Annotated in this window: 14 protein-coding genes; 6 read left to right on the top strand and 8 right to left on the bottom strand. The window is 56.2% G+C overall.

Annotated elements, in window-relative coordinates:
• Window positions 1–109: 109 nt before the first annotated feature.
• The 3 genes from msrQ to AB1F12_RS01640 all read right to left on the bottom strand — a co-directional run bounded on the left by msrQ (window position 110) and on the right by AB1F12_RS01640 (window position 2203).
• Complete coding sequence (gene msrQ / locus AB1F12_RS01650) at window positions 110–715, bottom strand: protein-methionine-sulfoxide reductase heme-binding subunit MsrQ (RefSeq protein ID WP_368186116.1); 606 nt, start codon at window positions 713–715, stop codon at window positions 110–112.
• Between the two features lie 3 nt (window positions 716–718).
• Complete coding sequence (gene msrP / locus AB1F12_RS01645) at window positions 719–1636, bottom strand: protein-methionine-sulfoxide reductase catalytic subunit MsrP (protein ID WP_368186115.1); 918 nt, start codon at window positions 1634–1636, stop codon at window positions 719–721.
• A gap of 87 nt (window positions 1637–1723) precedes the next feature.
• Window positions 1724–2203 (bottom strand): winged helix-turn-helix transcriptional regulator, encoded by a 480-nt coding sequence (locus tag AB1F12_RS01640; protein WP_368186113.1) that lies wholly within the window; start codon window positions 2201–2203, stop codon window positions 1724–1726.
• A 56-nt stretch (window positions 2204–2259) separates the two neighbouring features.
• Here AB1F12_RS01640 and AB1F12_RS01635 point away from each other — a divergent pair, with 56 nt between their 5' ends.
• Window positions 2260–2643 (top strand): hypothetical protein, encoded by a 384-nt coding sequence (locus AB1F12_RS01635; protein ID WP_368186112.1) that lies wholly within the window; start codon window positions 2260–2262, stop codon window positions 2641–2643.
• Here the strand turns inward: AB1F12_RS01635 and AB1F12_RS01630 are convergent.
• Window positions 2622–4127, bottom strand: a complete 1506-nt coding sequence (locus tag AB1F12_RS01630; RefSeq protein WP_368186110.1) for an FMN-binding glutamate synthase family protein — start codon at window positions 4125–4127, stop codon at window positions 2622–2624. The two genes, AB1F12_RS01635 and AB1F12_RS01630, sit on opposite strands and share 22 nt — an antisense overlap.
• 275 nt (window positions 4128–4402) lie before the next feature.
• On the opposite strand from AB1F12_RS01630, the gene AB1F12_RS01625 reads away from it, so the two are divergent.
• A complete protein-coding gene (locus AB1F12_RS01625) occupies window positions 4403–5599 on the top strand; it encodes a calcium-binding protein (protein ID WP_368186109.1) in 1197 nt (398 codons plus the stop codon).
• Window positions 5600–5650: 51 nt separating this feature from the next.
• Here the strand turns inward: AB1F12_RS01625 and clpB are convergent, their stop codons facing one another.
• Window positions 5651–8266, bottom strand: a complete 2616-nt coding sequence (gene clpB, locus AB1F12_RS01620; protein ID WP_368186108.1) for an ATP-dependent chaperone ClpB — start codon at window positions 8264–8266, stop codon at window positions 5651–5653.
• Between the two features lie 199 nt (window positions 8267–8465).
• Between clpB and AB1F12_RS01615 the strand changes: the two genes are divergently transcribed.
• Complete coding sequence (locus AB1F12_RS01615; RefSeq protein ID WP_368186106.1) at window positions 8466–8606, top strand: hypothetical protein; 141 nt, start codon at window positions 8466–8468, stop codon at window positions 8604–8606.
• Between the two features lie 75 nt (window positions 8607–8681).
• Window positions 8682–9410, top strand: coding sequence for an orotidine-5'-phosphate decarboxylase (pyrF, locus tag AB1F12_RS01610; protein ID WP_368186104.1), 729 nt, complete (start codon window positions 8682–8684; stop codon window positions 9408–9410).
• 131 nt (window positions 9411–9541) lie between these two features.
• Here the strand turns inward: pyrF and AB1F12_RS01605 are convergent, their stop codons facing one another.
• The 3 genes from AB1F12_RS01605 to AB1F12_RS01595 form a co-directional block, all read right to left on the bottom strand.
• Window positions 9542–9814 (bottom strand): NfeD family protein, encoded by a 273-nt coding sequence (locus tag AB1F12_RS01605; protein WP_368186102.1) that lies wholly within the window; start codon window positions 9812–9814, stop codon window positions 9542–9544.
• A 2-nt stretch (window positions 9815–9816) separates the two neighbouring features.
• Complete coding sequence (locus AB1F12_RS01600; RefSeq protein WP_368186101.1) at window positions 9817–10695, bottom strand: SPFH domain-containing protein; 879 nt, start codon at window positions 10693–10695, stop codon at window positions 9817–9819.
• A gap of 66 nt (window positions 10696–10761) precedes the next feature.
• Window positions 10762–11511, bottom strand: a complete 750-nt coding sequence (locus tag AB1F12_RS01595) for an NUDIX domain-containing protein (protein ID WP_368186100.1) — start codon at window positions 11509–11511, stop codon at window positions 10762–10764.
• A 129-nt stretch (window positions 11512–11640) separates the two neighbouring features.
• Between AB1F12_RS01595 and AB1F12_RS01590 the strand changes: the two genes are divergently transcribed.
• Both AB1F12_RS01590 and AB1F12_RS01585 read left to right on the top strand, forming a co-directional pair.
• Window positions 11641–12861 carry a DVUA0089 family protein gene (locus AB1F12_RS01590; protein WP_368186098.1) on the top strand — a complete coding sequence of 407 codons (1221 nt, stop codon included), beginning with the start codon at window positions 11641–11643 and terminating at the stop codon, window positions 12859–12861.
• 75 nt (window positions 12862–12936) lie between these two features.
• Window positions 12937–14190 carry a DNA polymerase IV gene (locus tag AB1F12_RS01585; RefSeq protein WP_368186096.1) on the top strand — a complete coding sequence of 418 codons (1254 nt, stop codon included), beginning with the start codon at window positions 12937–12939 and terminating at the stop codon, window positions 14188–14190.
• The last annotated feature ends 8 nt before the right edge of the window (window positions 14191–14198 follow it).

Genomic DNA, 14198 nt, shown 5'->3' with positions numbered 1-14198 from the left:
GATTTGGTCAGGTCAGGTATCGCCGACCTTTTGCATGGTTTCGCCATGCGCGGCCCTGTTCCTTATGTGTACCACATATGATCAGGGCCCGATTTCAAACAATGATGGGCTACGCCATCGATTTTGCTGGGACCTTTAACTTAACCCGCAGAGCCAGCAAAGCTGCGATCCCGATCAAATACAGGATTGGTTCAATCTGAAATCCTTTGACCAGCCAGACATAATGTAACCCGCCCAGCGCAACGGCTGGATAGGTCAGTTTATGCAGCTTGCGCCATGCAGCACCGCCCATTTTGCGCAGCGACATGTTGTTTGATGTCATCGCCAATGGGATCAGCATCAAAAAACTGGCCATCCCGATCGTCACATAGGGACGTTTGACGATGTCCGCCCAGATCCGGTCGATCCGCTGGATATCCAGAACCGCCCAGACCAGAAAATGCGCCAGCACAAAGAAAAACGCCAGCACGCCAATCGCGCGGCGATGTTTGATCAGGTTGATGCCCGCATGTTTGCGCAAGGGCGTGATCAGCAGACCCGCGATCAACAATTGCAGCCCGATTTTGCCATAGCGATGTTCCAACGCTTCGACCGGTTCTACGCCAAGGCCCCCGGTCAGACCCAAATAGAACAGATATCCGGCCCAGCCGGCCCCCATTATATACAGGGACCAATTTGGGATGCGACGCAGGATGGCATTCAGGCTCTGGATCATGGCTTAAAACTTCACGCTCAGGTCCATGCCTTCATAAAGGCTGGCGACGTCTTCTTCGTAACCGTTGAACATCAACGTGTCCTGACGGGTGGCAAACAAACCGCCACCGATGACCCGTTCGCTGGCTTGGGACCAGCGGGGGTGATCCACGGTCGGGTTCACATTACTGTAGAATCCATATTCGTTGGGGTTGGCGACGTTCCAGCTGGTGGGGGGTTCTTGATCCGTCAGGGTAATCCGCACAATCGATTTGATCGATTTGAACCCGTATTTCCATGGCACGACCAATCGGATCGGCGCGCCGTTCTGATTTGGGATCGGTTCGCCATAAATGCCGGTGGCCATCATCGTCAGCGGATGCATAGCTTCGTCTAGGCGCAAACCTTCGACATAGGGGAAATCCAGAACCCGACGGCGCACGCCCGGCATGTTTTCCGGCTGCACTACCGTTTCAAAGGCCACATATTTCGCGCCAGCCTGCACGCCGACCTTGGCCAGAATATCGGCCAGTTCAACCCCGTTCCAAGGCACAACCATTGACCAGGCTTCGACACAGCGGAACCGATAGATGCGTTCTTCGATGTCCAGATCGGCCATCAGATCGGCCAAGGCATATTCACCCGGCGCATCCACCATGCCATCCACAGTGATCGACCAATTGGACGTATCCAATGTATGGGCGTTTTGGGCCGGGTCGGTTTTGGACGTCCCGAATTCATAATAGTTGTTGTAGGTGGTGATTTCCTCAAACGTGTTGGGTTCCAGATCCTGATCGGCCCATGGTCCCATCGCCAGCGCAGGGCGGGTTGCGCCAATCACCCCAGCCCCAGCCAGTCCGGCCATGATCTGACGGCGGTTCAGCCATTGGGATTTGGGTGTCACGTCGTCCCAGCTTAGGTCGTTTTTCCAGCGATGCGCCATTGTTCAGGCTCCTTTCGGTTCTCTCTTACTTAAGCGTCATAAACCGAAAGTCCTTACACATGGTGTCACGTTCCCGTTGGAAATGCTTCAATCGGGGATACTGTCGTCATCCACACGCAGGCGCACATTATATATAGGCGCTTCTGCGCCCGTGGTTTCGTCGATCATCGCGACGCGCAATTTCCGTTTGCTGTGTTTGTCTTTGGCGGCGATTTGTACGCCGTCCACCAAATGCCGATTGCCCCATTCCAGCAACGCCAAAAAAGTATGCGCCAGATCAAGCCCCATCTCTGTCAAATGATAGGCCATACGTTCGCGGCCCGCTTCGGGTTTGTAGGGGCGTTTTTCGACCAATCCCTGTTCGATCAACCGGGCCAGTCGCGTGGATAATACCGATTTAGGCACTGGAATTTCGGCGCGAATATCTTCGAAACGGCCCACGTTATAAAACAGCTCGCGTAGGATCAGCAGGACCCATCGATCCCCCAACACCTCGCTGGCGCGGGCCAGGCCGCAAGTGTCTGTATCAATAGGGGCGCGGGTTCGGAGTGATTCTGAGTTTGACATACGAACCCAGTTACACTATTTCTAGCTGAGTTCAAAATTAAGACTCAGGTGAAGCCATGAATTTCCTCGCTCTTTTATTGATCCTAAAAATTGGCCTGTCTTTGGCGCTGTTGGTGCGCCCTTTTATGATGGCCCCGACCAAAGCGTTGAACAATGTGATGTCGCTATACGGGGACAACCCGTTGATTTACCGGCTTTATAGTATCGCGATCCTGTCGCTGTGCGTCGCTTATGGATTTGGCCTATACGAAGCTTTGTCAGGCCGAATGCCGTGGAACGTTATTGCCTTTGGGATCGTGTCCAATGCTGGAGCGGCCTTGGCGCTGACCGCGTTAAACAGCCACCCCAAATTGCGGCCATTTGAGGCGACATTTGCCACCATCGCGGCGGCGTTGGTTCTGTGCGCATTGGCCCCAAATTATGCGTTGATGTCGATCTGATCGTGACGCGGTTGCAGCTGATTCAGCGGGATCGACGTCCCATCCGGCTGCACAATCCGCACATGACGGCGACGCATCTGGCGTGGTTCGGTCACACCCACTGAATGGGCGATGGTTTCGACCTCTTTGGTGATTGCCTTGGCATAGCGCGCGACCCGCTGCCATTTATCCTCGACCACTAATCCCTGCTGGAATCGGGGATCATGGGTGGTGATCCCGGTCGGACAGGTGTTTTTGTTGCATTTCAACGCCTGAATACAGCCAAGGCTGAACATAAATCCACGCGCAGAAGCGACAAAATCCGCCCCCGCACATAAGGCCCAGGCCACATCGCCGGGATTGACCAATTTACCGCTGGCCACAATCCGGATGCGGTCATGCAGCCCATATTCGTCGCGCAAATCGCTGATCCGGGGCAATGCTTCGCGGATCGACACGCCCACCAGATCCATCAACGGCATGGGCGATGCACCGGTGCCGCCTTCGCCCCCATCCAAGGTGATGAAATCCGGGGCGCTGTCGGCCCCGCGTGCGTTGATCAGCGCGAACAGCTCTCGGAACGGAGCTTCGGCGCCCATCACCGTTTTGATCCCGACGGGCAGACCAGACACATCACGGACATGGGCGACAAAATCCAACAGATCACCCCAATCATCGATTTCCGCATGGCGGTTGGGCGATAGGCTGTCTTGGCCTTTGCTGATACCACGGATGGCCGAAATTTCATCCGAGATTTTTTCGCCCGGTAAAATGCCGCCCTTGCCGGGTTTGGCGCCTTGGGCCAGCTTCACTTCGATCATTTTGACCTGATCATGGGCGGCCACAGCGCGCAGTTTATCGTCATCCAGCCGACCATCATTATCGCGCACACCATATTTGGCGGTGCCGATTTGAAAAACGATGTCACAGCCCCCTTCCAGATGATACGGGCTCAGCCCGCCTTCTCCGGTATTCATCCAAATCCCGGCCTTGGCACATCCGCGGCTCAACGCCTGAACTGCGGGTTTAGATATCGCGCCATAGGACATGCCCGACAGGTTATAAATCGACGGCGCCACATAAGGCGCGCGCGCAGTCGGGCCGATCGTCATCTGTGCGGTTTTGGCAAATTGCCCATCCAGTGGAGGAAAAGCCGCGTTCACAAAAATCGGCGTTCCCGGCACTGCCAAGCTGCGGGTGGACCCAAACGCCACCGTGTTTGAACTGCCCTGCCCGGCATGTGTGACCCAGTCCCGTTGGGCGCGGTTAAACGGCATTTCTTCGCGGTCCATCGCAAAGAAATACTGACGAAAAAATTCCCCAAGACTGGAAAACAGGTGCCGAAACCGTCCGATCACCGGGTAATTTCGCCGGATCGCATCATGGGCCTGAAGCCGGTCAAGAATGTACAATACCCCCGCCGCTACGACCAAAACGCCAATCACAAAAATAAAGGCAAGCGCCAAAAATTGGATGGTTCCGGTGGCAATATTCATGATCAACATAATCGCGTCCTGCTTATTTACAGCTCAGCGTTAACCATAACGCATCAATCCACGGACACCATCGGGATTGCGCCCACATTCCATCACAATATCGCCACAGTTTTTGCACAATCAATGGAATCAGCTATACCTACCTGAATAACAAAAGAATTTGGCGGGGCTGGTTCAGCCTATCGGTTATTTAACGCTCAATTTGGGCTGGGTATTTTCAGGGCGTGCTGAAACTGGGGGCCACCCCCAGCGACGGTCAGATCCTGTAAACTGGGGAAATATGAATGGCTGACTTTTATGAAATTGACGGAGAAGCCGCAGATTCGTTTGCATCGCGCGCCTTCACACCATTTACCATTGGCAGCGGGGATACCTTTACGGGATCGCTGGCGCCGTTTTCACTAGAAGACAGCTATGACGCGGTGGCGTTGGTGCCAACGGGCACAGCGCCGACAGACATCACATTGACCAACCATGACGGCCTGCCATTGCTGGCCTTTGGCCTGACGCTGTATCTGATCATAGAAGGCCCATCCGGCACGACCACGATCAGCTCTACGTCGGGGTCAATTACGTTCACGCCCGACCCGTTGGAAACCTACTATTTCGCGGTCGAAAGCATCGCTGCTGAATTGGACTACACCGTTTCTGTCAGCGCGCCGGTCGCAACGGGCCCAACGGGTGGTGCAGACATTCTGACCGGCACCAGCGACGCTGACGAAATCCACGCCATGGGTGGCCATGATGTGGTCAACGGATTTGCCGGGAATGACAAATTGGTCGGCGGATCGGGGAATGACCTGATTTATGGCGGGGACGACAACGATCACATCAATGGTGGCAACGGCGCGGATACGCTTTATGGGGATGACGGCGATGATCTGATCCGGGGCGATAAATCCAGCGATGAAATCTATGGCGGCCAAGGCGATGATGACCTGCGCGGCGGCACCGGCCATGATCTGATCCATGGTGGTGACGGGGATGACACGATCCGCGGCGACGGCAACAATGACACGATTTACGGGGATGACGGCGCAGATGTCATCGATGGCGGATCCGGCAAAGACGAAATCTATGGCGGGGCCGACAATGACATCATTGATGGCGGCAATTCCAACGACCGGATCTGGGGTGGCTCTGGGGATGACACCTTGAATGGTGGCAGACAAAATGACCGGCTGAACGGGAATTCCGGCAGTGACACGCTGAACGGCGATGCGGGCAACGACGTTCTGACCGGCGGCAGTGACGCAGATACGTTTGTCTTTGAGTTGGGGGGCGGCAGCGATCGGATCACCGATTTTGTGTCGGGTGAGGACCAGATCGATCTGACCGATTTTGGCATCGATGTGCTGAATCCAACCGCCACTTATACCGATAGCGGGGCGGATATGGTGATTTCTTTTGCCACGGGTGAAATCCTGACCCTCGAAGGGGTGAACATTGCTGATGTTGCGCTCGGCGATTTCCTCTTCTGATCACCCCAACGACATCAACGCAAAAGGGCGCCACATTGGGCGCCCTTTTTATTAGTGAACCACGGCATCATCTGGTGGCTGCCGGGTCGAACTGCTGACCCGATCCCCAACGATCAGGCCATCCGCCCCTGCCTCAACAGATACGGTTTGCCCATCCAGAACATCCCCGGCCAGGATCATTTCGGCCAATTGGTCCTGCAAGGCCCGCTGAATAACCCGTTTCAAAGGCCGCGCCCCAAAGACAGGATCATAACCCTCGTCGGCCAGCCATTTACGCGCCGCATCATCCAAATCCAACGTGATCTTGCGCGACGCCAACCGACGCCCCAACCGATCCAGTTGAATATCGACGATACCGTCCATGTCCACACGAGCCAGCCGGTCAAAGATGATGGTTTCATCCAGCCGGTTCAGGAATTCCGGGCGGAAATGGGCGCGCACCGCATCCATCACATCCCGTTTCGCATCCGCCGCATCCGCGCCTTCTGGCAATTGGCTCAGGGCTTGGGCCCCCAGATTGCTGGTCAGGATAATCAACGTCTGTTTGAAATCCACGCTGCGGCCATGACCATCGGTCAGCACCCCGTCATCCAGCACCTGCAACAACACGTTGAACACGTCTGGATGGGCCTTTTCGACCTCATCGAACAGCACCACCTGATAGGGCCTGCGCCGCACCGCTTCGGTCAAAACGCCGCCCTCTTCGTAGCCGACATAACCCGGAGGCGCGCCGATCAGCCGTGCAACAGCGTGTTTTTCCATGAATTCGGACATGTCGATCCGCACCATCGCGCTGTCATCGTCAAACAGGAATTCGGCAACCGCTTTGGTCAATTCGGTTTTCCCGACACCCGTTGGCCCAAGGAACAGAAACGATCCCAGTGGACGGTTTTCGTCGTTCAACCCAGCCCGCGCCCGGCGCACCGCATTGGACACAGCCCGCACCGCAGATTGCTGACCGATCACCCGTTTGTGCAGGTCATCTTCCATGCGCAGCAATTTGTCCCGCTCGCCTTCCAACATTTTGGATGTCGGAATGCCGGTCCAACGTTCAACCACGCTGGCGATCTGTTCGGGGCGCACCGCCTCTTCGACCATCACGTCATCTTCGGCCTCTTCGGCTTCGCCCAGCTGTTTTTCCAGCCCCGGAATAATCCCATAAGACAGCTCGCCCGCGCGGGCGAGATTGCCGTCACGTTTGGCGATATCCAGATCAGCACGTGCGCGATCCAGCTGTTCCTTTAACCCACGCGTGCCTTCCAAACGGTCGCGTTCTGACTGCCAGCGGGCGGTCAGTTCGGCACTGCGATCCTGCAAATTGGCCAGCTCTTTTTCCAACTTGTCCAGACGATCCACGGACCCGGTATCGTCTTCTTTGCGCAGGGCTTCGGCTTCGATCTGCTTTTGCAGAATATCCCGGTCCAACGCATCCAGCTCTTCTGGTTTGCTGTCTACTTCCATGCGCAAACGGCTGGCGGCTTCGTCCACCAGATCGATCGCTTTGTCTGGCAAAAACCGGTCGGTGATATAGCGGTGGCTCAGGGTAGACGCAGACACCAGGGCGCTGTCGGAAATCCGGACACCGTGGTGCAATTCGTACTTTTCCTTAATGCCGCGCAGGATGCTGATCGTGTCCTCGACGGTGGGCTCTTCGACCACAATCGGTTGGAACCGCCGCGCCAAGGCCGCGTCTTTTTCGACGTATTTGCGGTATTCATCCAACGTGGTTGCGCCCACACAATGCAATTCCCCGCGCGCCAGTGCCGGTTTGATCAGGTTCGCCGCATCCATCGCGCCGTCGGCTTTGCCTGCACCAACCAATGTGTGCATTTCGTCGATGAACAGGATGATTTCACCCGCAGCCTCCGTCACTTCGTTCAGCACAGCCTTTAGGCGCTCTTCGAATTCACCACGGTATTTCGCGCCCGCAATCAACGCGCCCATATCCAGCGCCAACAATTGTTTGTTGCGCAGGCTTTCGGGCACATCGCCATTGACGATCCGCAGGGCCAAACCTTCGGCGATGGCGGTTTTACCAACACCGGGTTCACCGATCAAAACCGGATTGTTTTTGGTGCGACGTGACAGAACCTGCATGGCGCGGCGGATTTCTTCGTCGCGACCAATGATGGGGTCGATTTTGCCTTGGCGCGCCGCATCTGTCAGGTCATGTGCGTACTTCTTTAGTGCGTCATAGCCATCCTCGGCGCTGGCGGAATCCGCGGTGCGACCTTTGCGAATGTCATTGATCGCCGCGTTCAGGCCTTGGGCGGTGACCAGCCCAGCATCCAACGCGTCTTTGGCCTTGGATTTGACCAAAGCCAACGCCATCAAAACCCGTTCAACCGGGACAAAGCTATCGCCCGCCTTTTGGGCCAGCTTTTCAGCTTCGGCCAGAACTTTGCCCGTGGCAGAGTCCAGATATACCTGACCCACATCCCCGGTGACGGCCGGGATTTTATCCAATGCGGTATCGATGGCCTGCTTGACGCGCGCGGCATCCCCGCCTGCGCGATTGATCAGATTGGCCGCCAGCCCCTGATCATCATCCATCAATGCTTTCAATAAATGTTCGGGCGTCATGCGCTGATGACTTTCCCGCATAGCGATCGTTTGCGCAGCTTGAACAAACCCGCGTGACCGCTCAGTGAACTTATCTAAGTTCATGGCTTTCTCCTTTTAAAGCGCCCTGACAAAACGCCCGCTTTGCGGCACGTCCCTAATGGGCCTCGGTTAAAATATGGGGGGCATGGGATGTGTTTTCAACCAAAACCTTGCCAAAAAAGACAGGGGTTTAACCAAGGTTTCGACTGTCTAAATCAAACCTTTTCGATTAAACTAAAACTGTAATTAGAGGGGCGCTGCCATGTTAAACTCATCCCCGCCTGCCCCGCAGGCCACAACAGATCACCTCAGCGAAAAAGCCCGTGCATTGCTTGCGGCGCATGATCGTGAATGTATGCGCGAAACGGATCGCGCCGCGGCGGAAACCAACAACAAATCCTAACGTTTCATTGTGCCTGATTGATTGCACCCCCGCCCCATAGACGCTAGGACGCGCCTATATATAAGGAGTGCGCACATGTCCCAATCTACCGCCGATGACCGTTTGATTGTTGCCTTGGATGTTCCCAATGCTTTGGCGGGGCTTTCGCTCGCGGATAAGTTGGGCGATGCCGTCAGTTTCTACAAAATCGGGCTGGGCATGTTGACCACGGGCGGGCTTGCGCTGGCAAATGAGCTAAAGCAAGAGCGCGGCAAACGCATTTTTCTGGATATGAAGCTGTTTGATATTGGCGCAACGGTCGAAAACGCCGTGCGCGGATTGGCGCAGTTCAATCTGGATTTCCTAACAGTGCATGGGGATCCGCATGTTGTGCGTGCCGCCGCCGAAGGCAAAGGCGATGCGGACACCAAGATTTTGGCGGTCACCATCCTGACTTCGCTGGATCGCTCGGATCTGGATGCGGGCCTGATCAAACCCGGCGACATCACTGATCTGGTGCAGGAACGCGCTGGTTTGGCCCTGTCCAACGGGGCGGATGGCGTGATCGCCTCACCGCAAGAGGCCGCATTGATCCGCGCCCTGCCCGAGGCAGAGGGCAAGCTGATCGTCACCCCCGGCGTGCGTCCAGCTGGGGCCGATCTGGGGGATCAGAAACGGGTCACAACCCCAGCGGATGCGATCGCCAACGGGGCCGATCATGTGGTTGTGGGACGTCCCATTTGGAAGGCCGCCGATCCGCGCGCTGCAACAGAATCGATTCTGGCTGAATTAAGCTCTGCCCAAGCGACTCGACGTAACCATTAATTCTGGGAAAAGTTCGGCCGCTTTCCCCTTAAGCAAACGGGCCAGAAATGTGAGGGTTGGACAGTACCCACGATAACCCTCGTGGCGGTAAGCAGAGTTGGCCGGTTGGTAGACCCAACCGGCCTTTTTCTTTAGTCGTTGATGTCGTCTTTGACGATTTTCACATCCGTCGTTGAGCCGCTTAAAAATCGGCGCAGCAGCAAAAATGACAGCAATGAAAACACCGCAAAAATCACCAGAACCATGGGAAAGCTAACACCGCTCAGCCCAAACATCGTCAGAATGCCCACACCGACGGCCCCGGCTGCAAAGCCGAGAAAGATATAGCCCGGTGCCAGCACTTCTAGGATGCCCAGCACCAGCCCGGCCACCATCCATGTCCACCATTCTTGCCAAAGCTCCATGATCAGCGACCTTTCAACATTTTGAACGCATCACCAAACGCCTCTAGCGCATTGGCGGGGACCAAAATGGTTGAGCTGCCTTCGCTTTCGCCCAGCTTATTCAGGGCTTCGACCTGCTTCAGGGCCACCTGATATTGCGCGGCTTCCAGACCGTTTTCGGCAATCGCCTTGGCCACGACACCGGTTGCATAGGCTTCGGCATCCGCAGACACACGGCGTGCTTCGGCGGTTTTTTGAGCCGCATACAGATCCGCATCCGCCGCCAGTTCAACCGCACGGCGTTTCCCTTCGGCTTCGGTCACTTGGGCGCGACGGGCCCGTTCAGCGTTCAGCTGTTGCAGCATCGCATCGCGGGTTGCCTGATCCAGATTCACATCCAGAATCTCGGCACGGGTCACTTCGATCCCCCAATCATCCACAGCGCTTTCGACCAGCGTTTTGATCTGTGTGATCAACTGCGCACGGTTGGATTGCACTTCGTCCAATTCCATTTTACCGATTTCAGCCCGCACAATCCCGGCCACTGTGGTGGCAATCGCGCCATCAACATCGCGAATCCGGTAAACTGTCCGTTCAGGTTCCAGAATGCGGTAAAACACCGACGTATCGACCTGCACCAACACGTTGTCGCTGGTGATTGCGTCTTGGCTCATGGTGGGCAATTGGCGTTCCAGAACGGACACTTTGTGCGCCACGCGATCCAGAAACGGGATGATAAAATTGATGCCGGGTCCAAGCACCGCGCGCAGGCGGCCAAACCGTTCCACGACAAATTTCTGGCTTTGCGGAACAATCCGCACACCTGCCATCACCGTAATGATGATGAAGATTGCCAAAACAATCAGGAATAAATTCTGTCCAATCAGATCTTCAATATTCATTGTCACTCTCTTTTACTAATCGACCAAAGGGTTTGCGCCCATCGGGGCCGACATGCCGCTTTCTGGTTACGAATTCAAGACAAGCCGCCGGGGCACAACCCCTTCTTGTTCGTCCAATTCGCCCTGAACACACATGTTGTCCACCACATCGTCCAACCATTCCAATATCCAATCTTTGTGCGGTTGGTGCAACTTGGGCAATCGCTTTGATATTTTGCGGCTTAGGCCTGCGGGTTCGAACCCGTCTTCGCCCGCTAAGATCCCGATATCACGGATATAAACCCGGATCAGGTCATAGCGCCACTGCTCTAGAAACCGGTCTTCTTCTTGGGTTGGCGCAGGGCAGCCAATCAGCGCCTCGGTCTCCTTCATTTCGCTTTCGCTGAACCTTATATGGGGACCCAATCCAGATTTTTCAAAGAAAAGTCGCGTGCGTTTGGGCAAAGACGGCACGATATTGTCCATTTCCAGCACATCACGGGCCGGTCGGATCGCCCAGCGCTGGCCTTCGTCGCCAAATTCAATGTTGTCTTCTTGGTGGGCAGGCATTTGCGCCACAAAGAAATGCACTTTGACCAATGGATTATGCTCAGCCCGGCTGACGATGCGCCATAGAATCTGGGCATCGCGCATGTCCAATCCGAACTCTTCCTGGACCTCACGGGCCAGCGTTTCTTCGGGGGTTTCGCGACCCTCGCGGCCCCCACCGGGAAAATCCCACGCACCGGCCCATCGCAGGCGATGTTTTTGGTCCCGTTGATAGATCAGCAGGTCGTCCCCGATAAACAACGCCACCTTGCAGCCATCAAATCGCATTGTTCCTCCGAATTTAGGACGGGTTTTCCAGACTTTCCCGCATTGAGACGCTCTTGTCACTTTCCATCTGGTATATGATGGGCCTAGTCTTACGCATTCATTACGACAGGAAGGAACAAGGTGATTTCCATGACCAAGAAACATCTCGCATGGGCAACCGGCGCCGTTATGGCATGTGCCGCTTTGCCCGCAGCCGCGCAGGATTGCGGTGGCGTCGGCGCAGGCGGTATCTGGATCGGAGGAGGACCCGGTGCTTCTGACATTTCCACGGCCGCTGATTATCAGGAACAGCTGGCGCTGGTCCTGTTGGGCAATCAATATGTGTCGCTGTTTTCGGTATCCAACCACGGTGATTACCGCCTCGAAGCAGAAGGCCGCGGTGCTGGCGATCCCATCATCGAGCTTTTTGACAATGCCGGTAATTCGGTCATGACCGATGATGATGGCGGCGGCGGCACCTCTTCGCGGATTGAAACCGCGCTAAGCCCGGGCAATTACTGTCTGGCCATGTCGTCGTTTGACGGATCGCCAATGACCGGGACGGTTCGGATCGGACGCAGTGAACATGAACCACTGACCGCAGGGTTCACCGCTGGCGGTGGTGGTGCCCCAGCTGGGGCTGGCTGTGAAAATGCCGTGCCTTTGGCCGCGGGATCCCTGAACGCGCAATTGGCCGCTGGCCTGTCCGCAACCAACAGCATCAACAGCACGCCAGCCTATTCAATCTCGCTGGACGCGCCTGCGATGATCACTGTGACGGCGGAAAACGAAAACGCCGACCCGGTTTTGACCATTTTGGACGGCAATGGCGTCTTGTTGGCGGAAAATGATGACTTTGATGGGCTGAACAGCCGCATCGACATGTCTCAGCCTTTGCAGCCGGGCGATTACTGCATCAGCCTCAGCGCGCTGAGTGATGGAAATGCGCCGGTTACCGTGTCGGTGTCGGAATTTGACCCCGCCGAAGCGTTGCGCATCCAATATAACAATGGCGAAATTTCCCCGCCTTTGGACGGATCGCACCCTGTGACCAATCTGGGCACAGTGACAACCCGCACCCGTCAGGATTCCACCACACAAGGCGGCATCGCGACATGGTACAGCTTTGAGGTGCAGGATTCCGGTCTAATGCTGATCGAAGTGATCGGTGCCGGTGGCGGCGATCCAGTGATCACGCTGTTTGACGATCTGGGCCGCGAAGTGGGCTATAACGATGACGGTGGCGAAGGGCTCGACAGTTTGCTGGCGGTTAAAATCAACCCCGGCACCTATGTTTTGGGCCTGAATGACCTGAACGAAGCCTCTGGTCTGATGCGTGTGGTTCTGGAACGGTACGTTCCTGCCCGATAAACAATTCCCCCGGCGCGTGTCATTTGCGCGCCGGGTCCTCTCGACGTGGCTTTGATCAGGGCTTATTCTGGTCCCATGCCATCACTCTGCCGAGATTGCCTGACCACATTTGATGTGGCCGCCCGCTGCCCGAAATGCCGCAGCCCACGTGTGATGACACATCCCGAACTTTTTGATTTGTCGATCGCCCATATGGATTGCGATGCGTTTTATGCATCCGTCGAAAAACGCGACAACCCAGAATTGGCCAGCAAACCAGTGATCATCGGGGGTGGCAAACGCGGTGTTGTGTCCACGGCCTGTTATGTGGCGCGGATCAAAGGCGTAAAATCCGCGATGCCGATGTTTCAGGCGCTCAAACTATGCCCCGAAGCCGTGGTGGTCCGCCCCCGCATGGACGCCTATGTCGAAGCGTCCCGCGCTATTCGTGCCTTGATGGATGAACTGACCCCAGTGGTCGAACCGCTATCCTTGGACGAAGCGTTTATGGACCTCACCGGCACAGCACGGCTGCACGGCGCCCCCCCAGCGGTTATGTTGGCGCGGTTGATCAAACGCATGAAGGACGAGGTCGGCCTGACCGGATCAATCGGCCTGTCCCACAATAAATTTCTGGCCAAAGTGGCGTCCGATCTGGACAAACCCCGCGGCTATTCCGTCATCGGCGCGGCAGAAACTATTGCCTTTCTGGGACCCAAACCCGTGCGTTTGATCTGGGGGATCGGCCCGGCGGCGCAGGCCAGTCTGGAAAAGGTCGGCATCCGCACATTTGATGATCTCAGTCGTTGGGACAAACGCGATCTGATGGATCGTTTTGGCGGCATGGGGGAACGGCTATGGCATCTGGCGCGCGGGCAGGATCATCGACGGGTGTCATCCCACACCCCGGTCAAAGGCATTTCGAACGAAACGACTTTTTTCGAAGACACCGCCGCCACGGACATTCTGGACGGGCATATCTGGCGCATGGCCGACAAAGTGGCCAGCCGCGCCAAGGCCAAAGACATTGCCGGGCTGGTGGTGACGTTAAAACTGAAACGCGCCAATCACACGTCGCTGACCCGCCGCCACAGTCTGCGCACCCCGACCCAGATGGCGGATAAAATCTATCGCACGGCGCGGGATTTGTTTGATCAACTGGGCGATGACGGGCCCTATCGTTTGTTGGGGGTCGGGATCAGCAATCTGGTCCCCGCAAATGAGGCAGACCGCGAAGGGGACCTATTGGACCCGGATGCGGGCAAACGGGCCCAGGCCGAACGGGCCACCGATGCGATTCGGGCGCGATTTGGCAAAGATGCGATCAAAAAGGGCCGTGCGCTTAGATAGATGGGATG

This window comes from Aestuariibius sp. HNIBRBA575 (genome assembly GCF_040932005.1).
Classification (GTDB): domain Bacteria; phylum Pseudomonadota; class Alphaproteobacteria; order Rhodobacterales; family Rhodobacteraceae; genus CANLNM01.
Note: the sequence above shows the minus strand (reverse complement) of the source record. Positions and strands in the feature narration are given on the sequence as shown.

Bases quoted from the DNA above. Each gene is read 5' to 3' on its own strand.
- msrQ (WP_368186116.1), bottom strand. From the start codon at position 715: ATGATCCAGAGCCTGAATGCCATCCTGCGTCGCATCCCAAATTGGTCC.
- msrP (WP_368186115.1), bottom strand. From the start codon at position 1,636: ATGGCGCATCGCTGGAAAAACGACCTAAGCTGGGACGACGTGACACCC.
- AB1F12_RS01640 (WP_368186113.1), bottom strand. From the start codon at position 2,203: ATGTCAAACTCAGAATCACTCCGAACCCGCGCCCCTATTGATACAGAC.
- AB1F12_RS01635 (WP_368186112.1), top strand. From the start codon at position 2,260: ATGAATTTCCTCGCTCTTTTATTGATCCTAAAAATTGGCCTGTCTTTG.
- AB1F12_RS01630 (WP_368186110.1), bottom strand. From the start codon at position 4,127: ATGTTGATCATGAATATTGCCACCGGAACCATCCAATTTTTGGCGCTT.
- AB1F12_RS01625 (WP_368186109.1), top strand. From the start codon at position 4,403: ATGGCTGACTTTTATGAAATTGACGGAGAAGCCGCAGATTCGTTTGCA.
- clpB (WP_368186108.1), bottom strand. From the start codon at position 8,266: ATGAACTTAGATAAGTTCACTGAGCGGTCACGCGGGTTTGTTCAAGCT.
- AB1F12_RS01615 (WP_368186106.1), top strand. From the start codon at position 8,466: ATGTTAAACTCATCCCCGCCTGCCCCGCAGGCCACAACAGATCACCTC.
- pyrF (WP_368186104.1), top strand. From the start codon at position 8,682: ATGTCCCAATCTACCGCCGATGACCGTTTGATTGTTGCCTTGGATGTT.
- AB1F12_RS01605 (WP_368186102.1), bottom strand. From the start codon at position 9,814: ATGGAGCTTTGGCAAGAATGGTGGACATGGATGGTGGCCGGGCTGGTG.
- AB1F12_RS01600 (WP_368186101.1), bottom strand. From the start codon at position 10,695: ATGAATATTGAAGATCTGATTGGACAGAATTTATTCCTGATTGTTTTG.
- AB1F12_RS01595 (WP_368186100.1), bottom strand. From the start codon at position 11,511: ATGCGATTTGATGGCTGCAAGGTGGCGTTGTTTATCGGGGACGACCTG.
- AB1F12_RS01590 (WP_368186098.1), top strand. From the start codon at position 11,641: ATGACCAAGAAACATCTCGCATGGGCAACCGGCGCCGTTATGGCATGT.
- AB1F12_RS01585 (WP_368186096.1), top strand. From the start codon at position 12,937: ATGCCATCACTCTGCCGAGATTGCCTGACCACATTTGATGTGGCCGCC.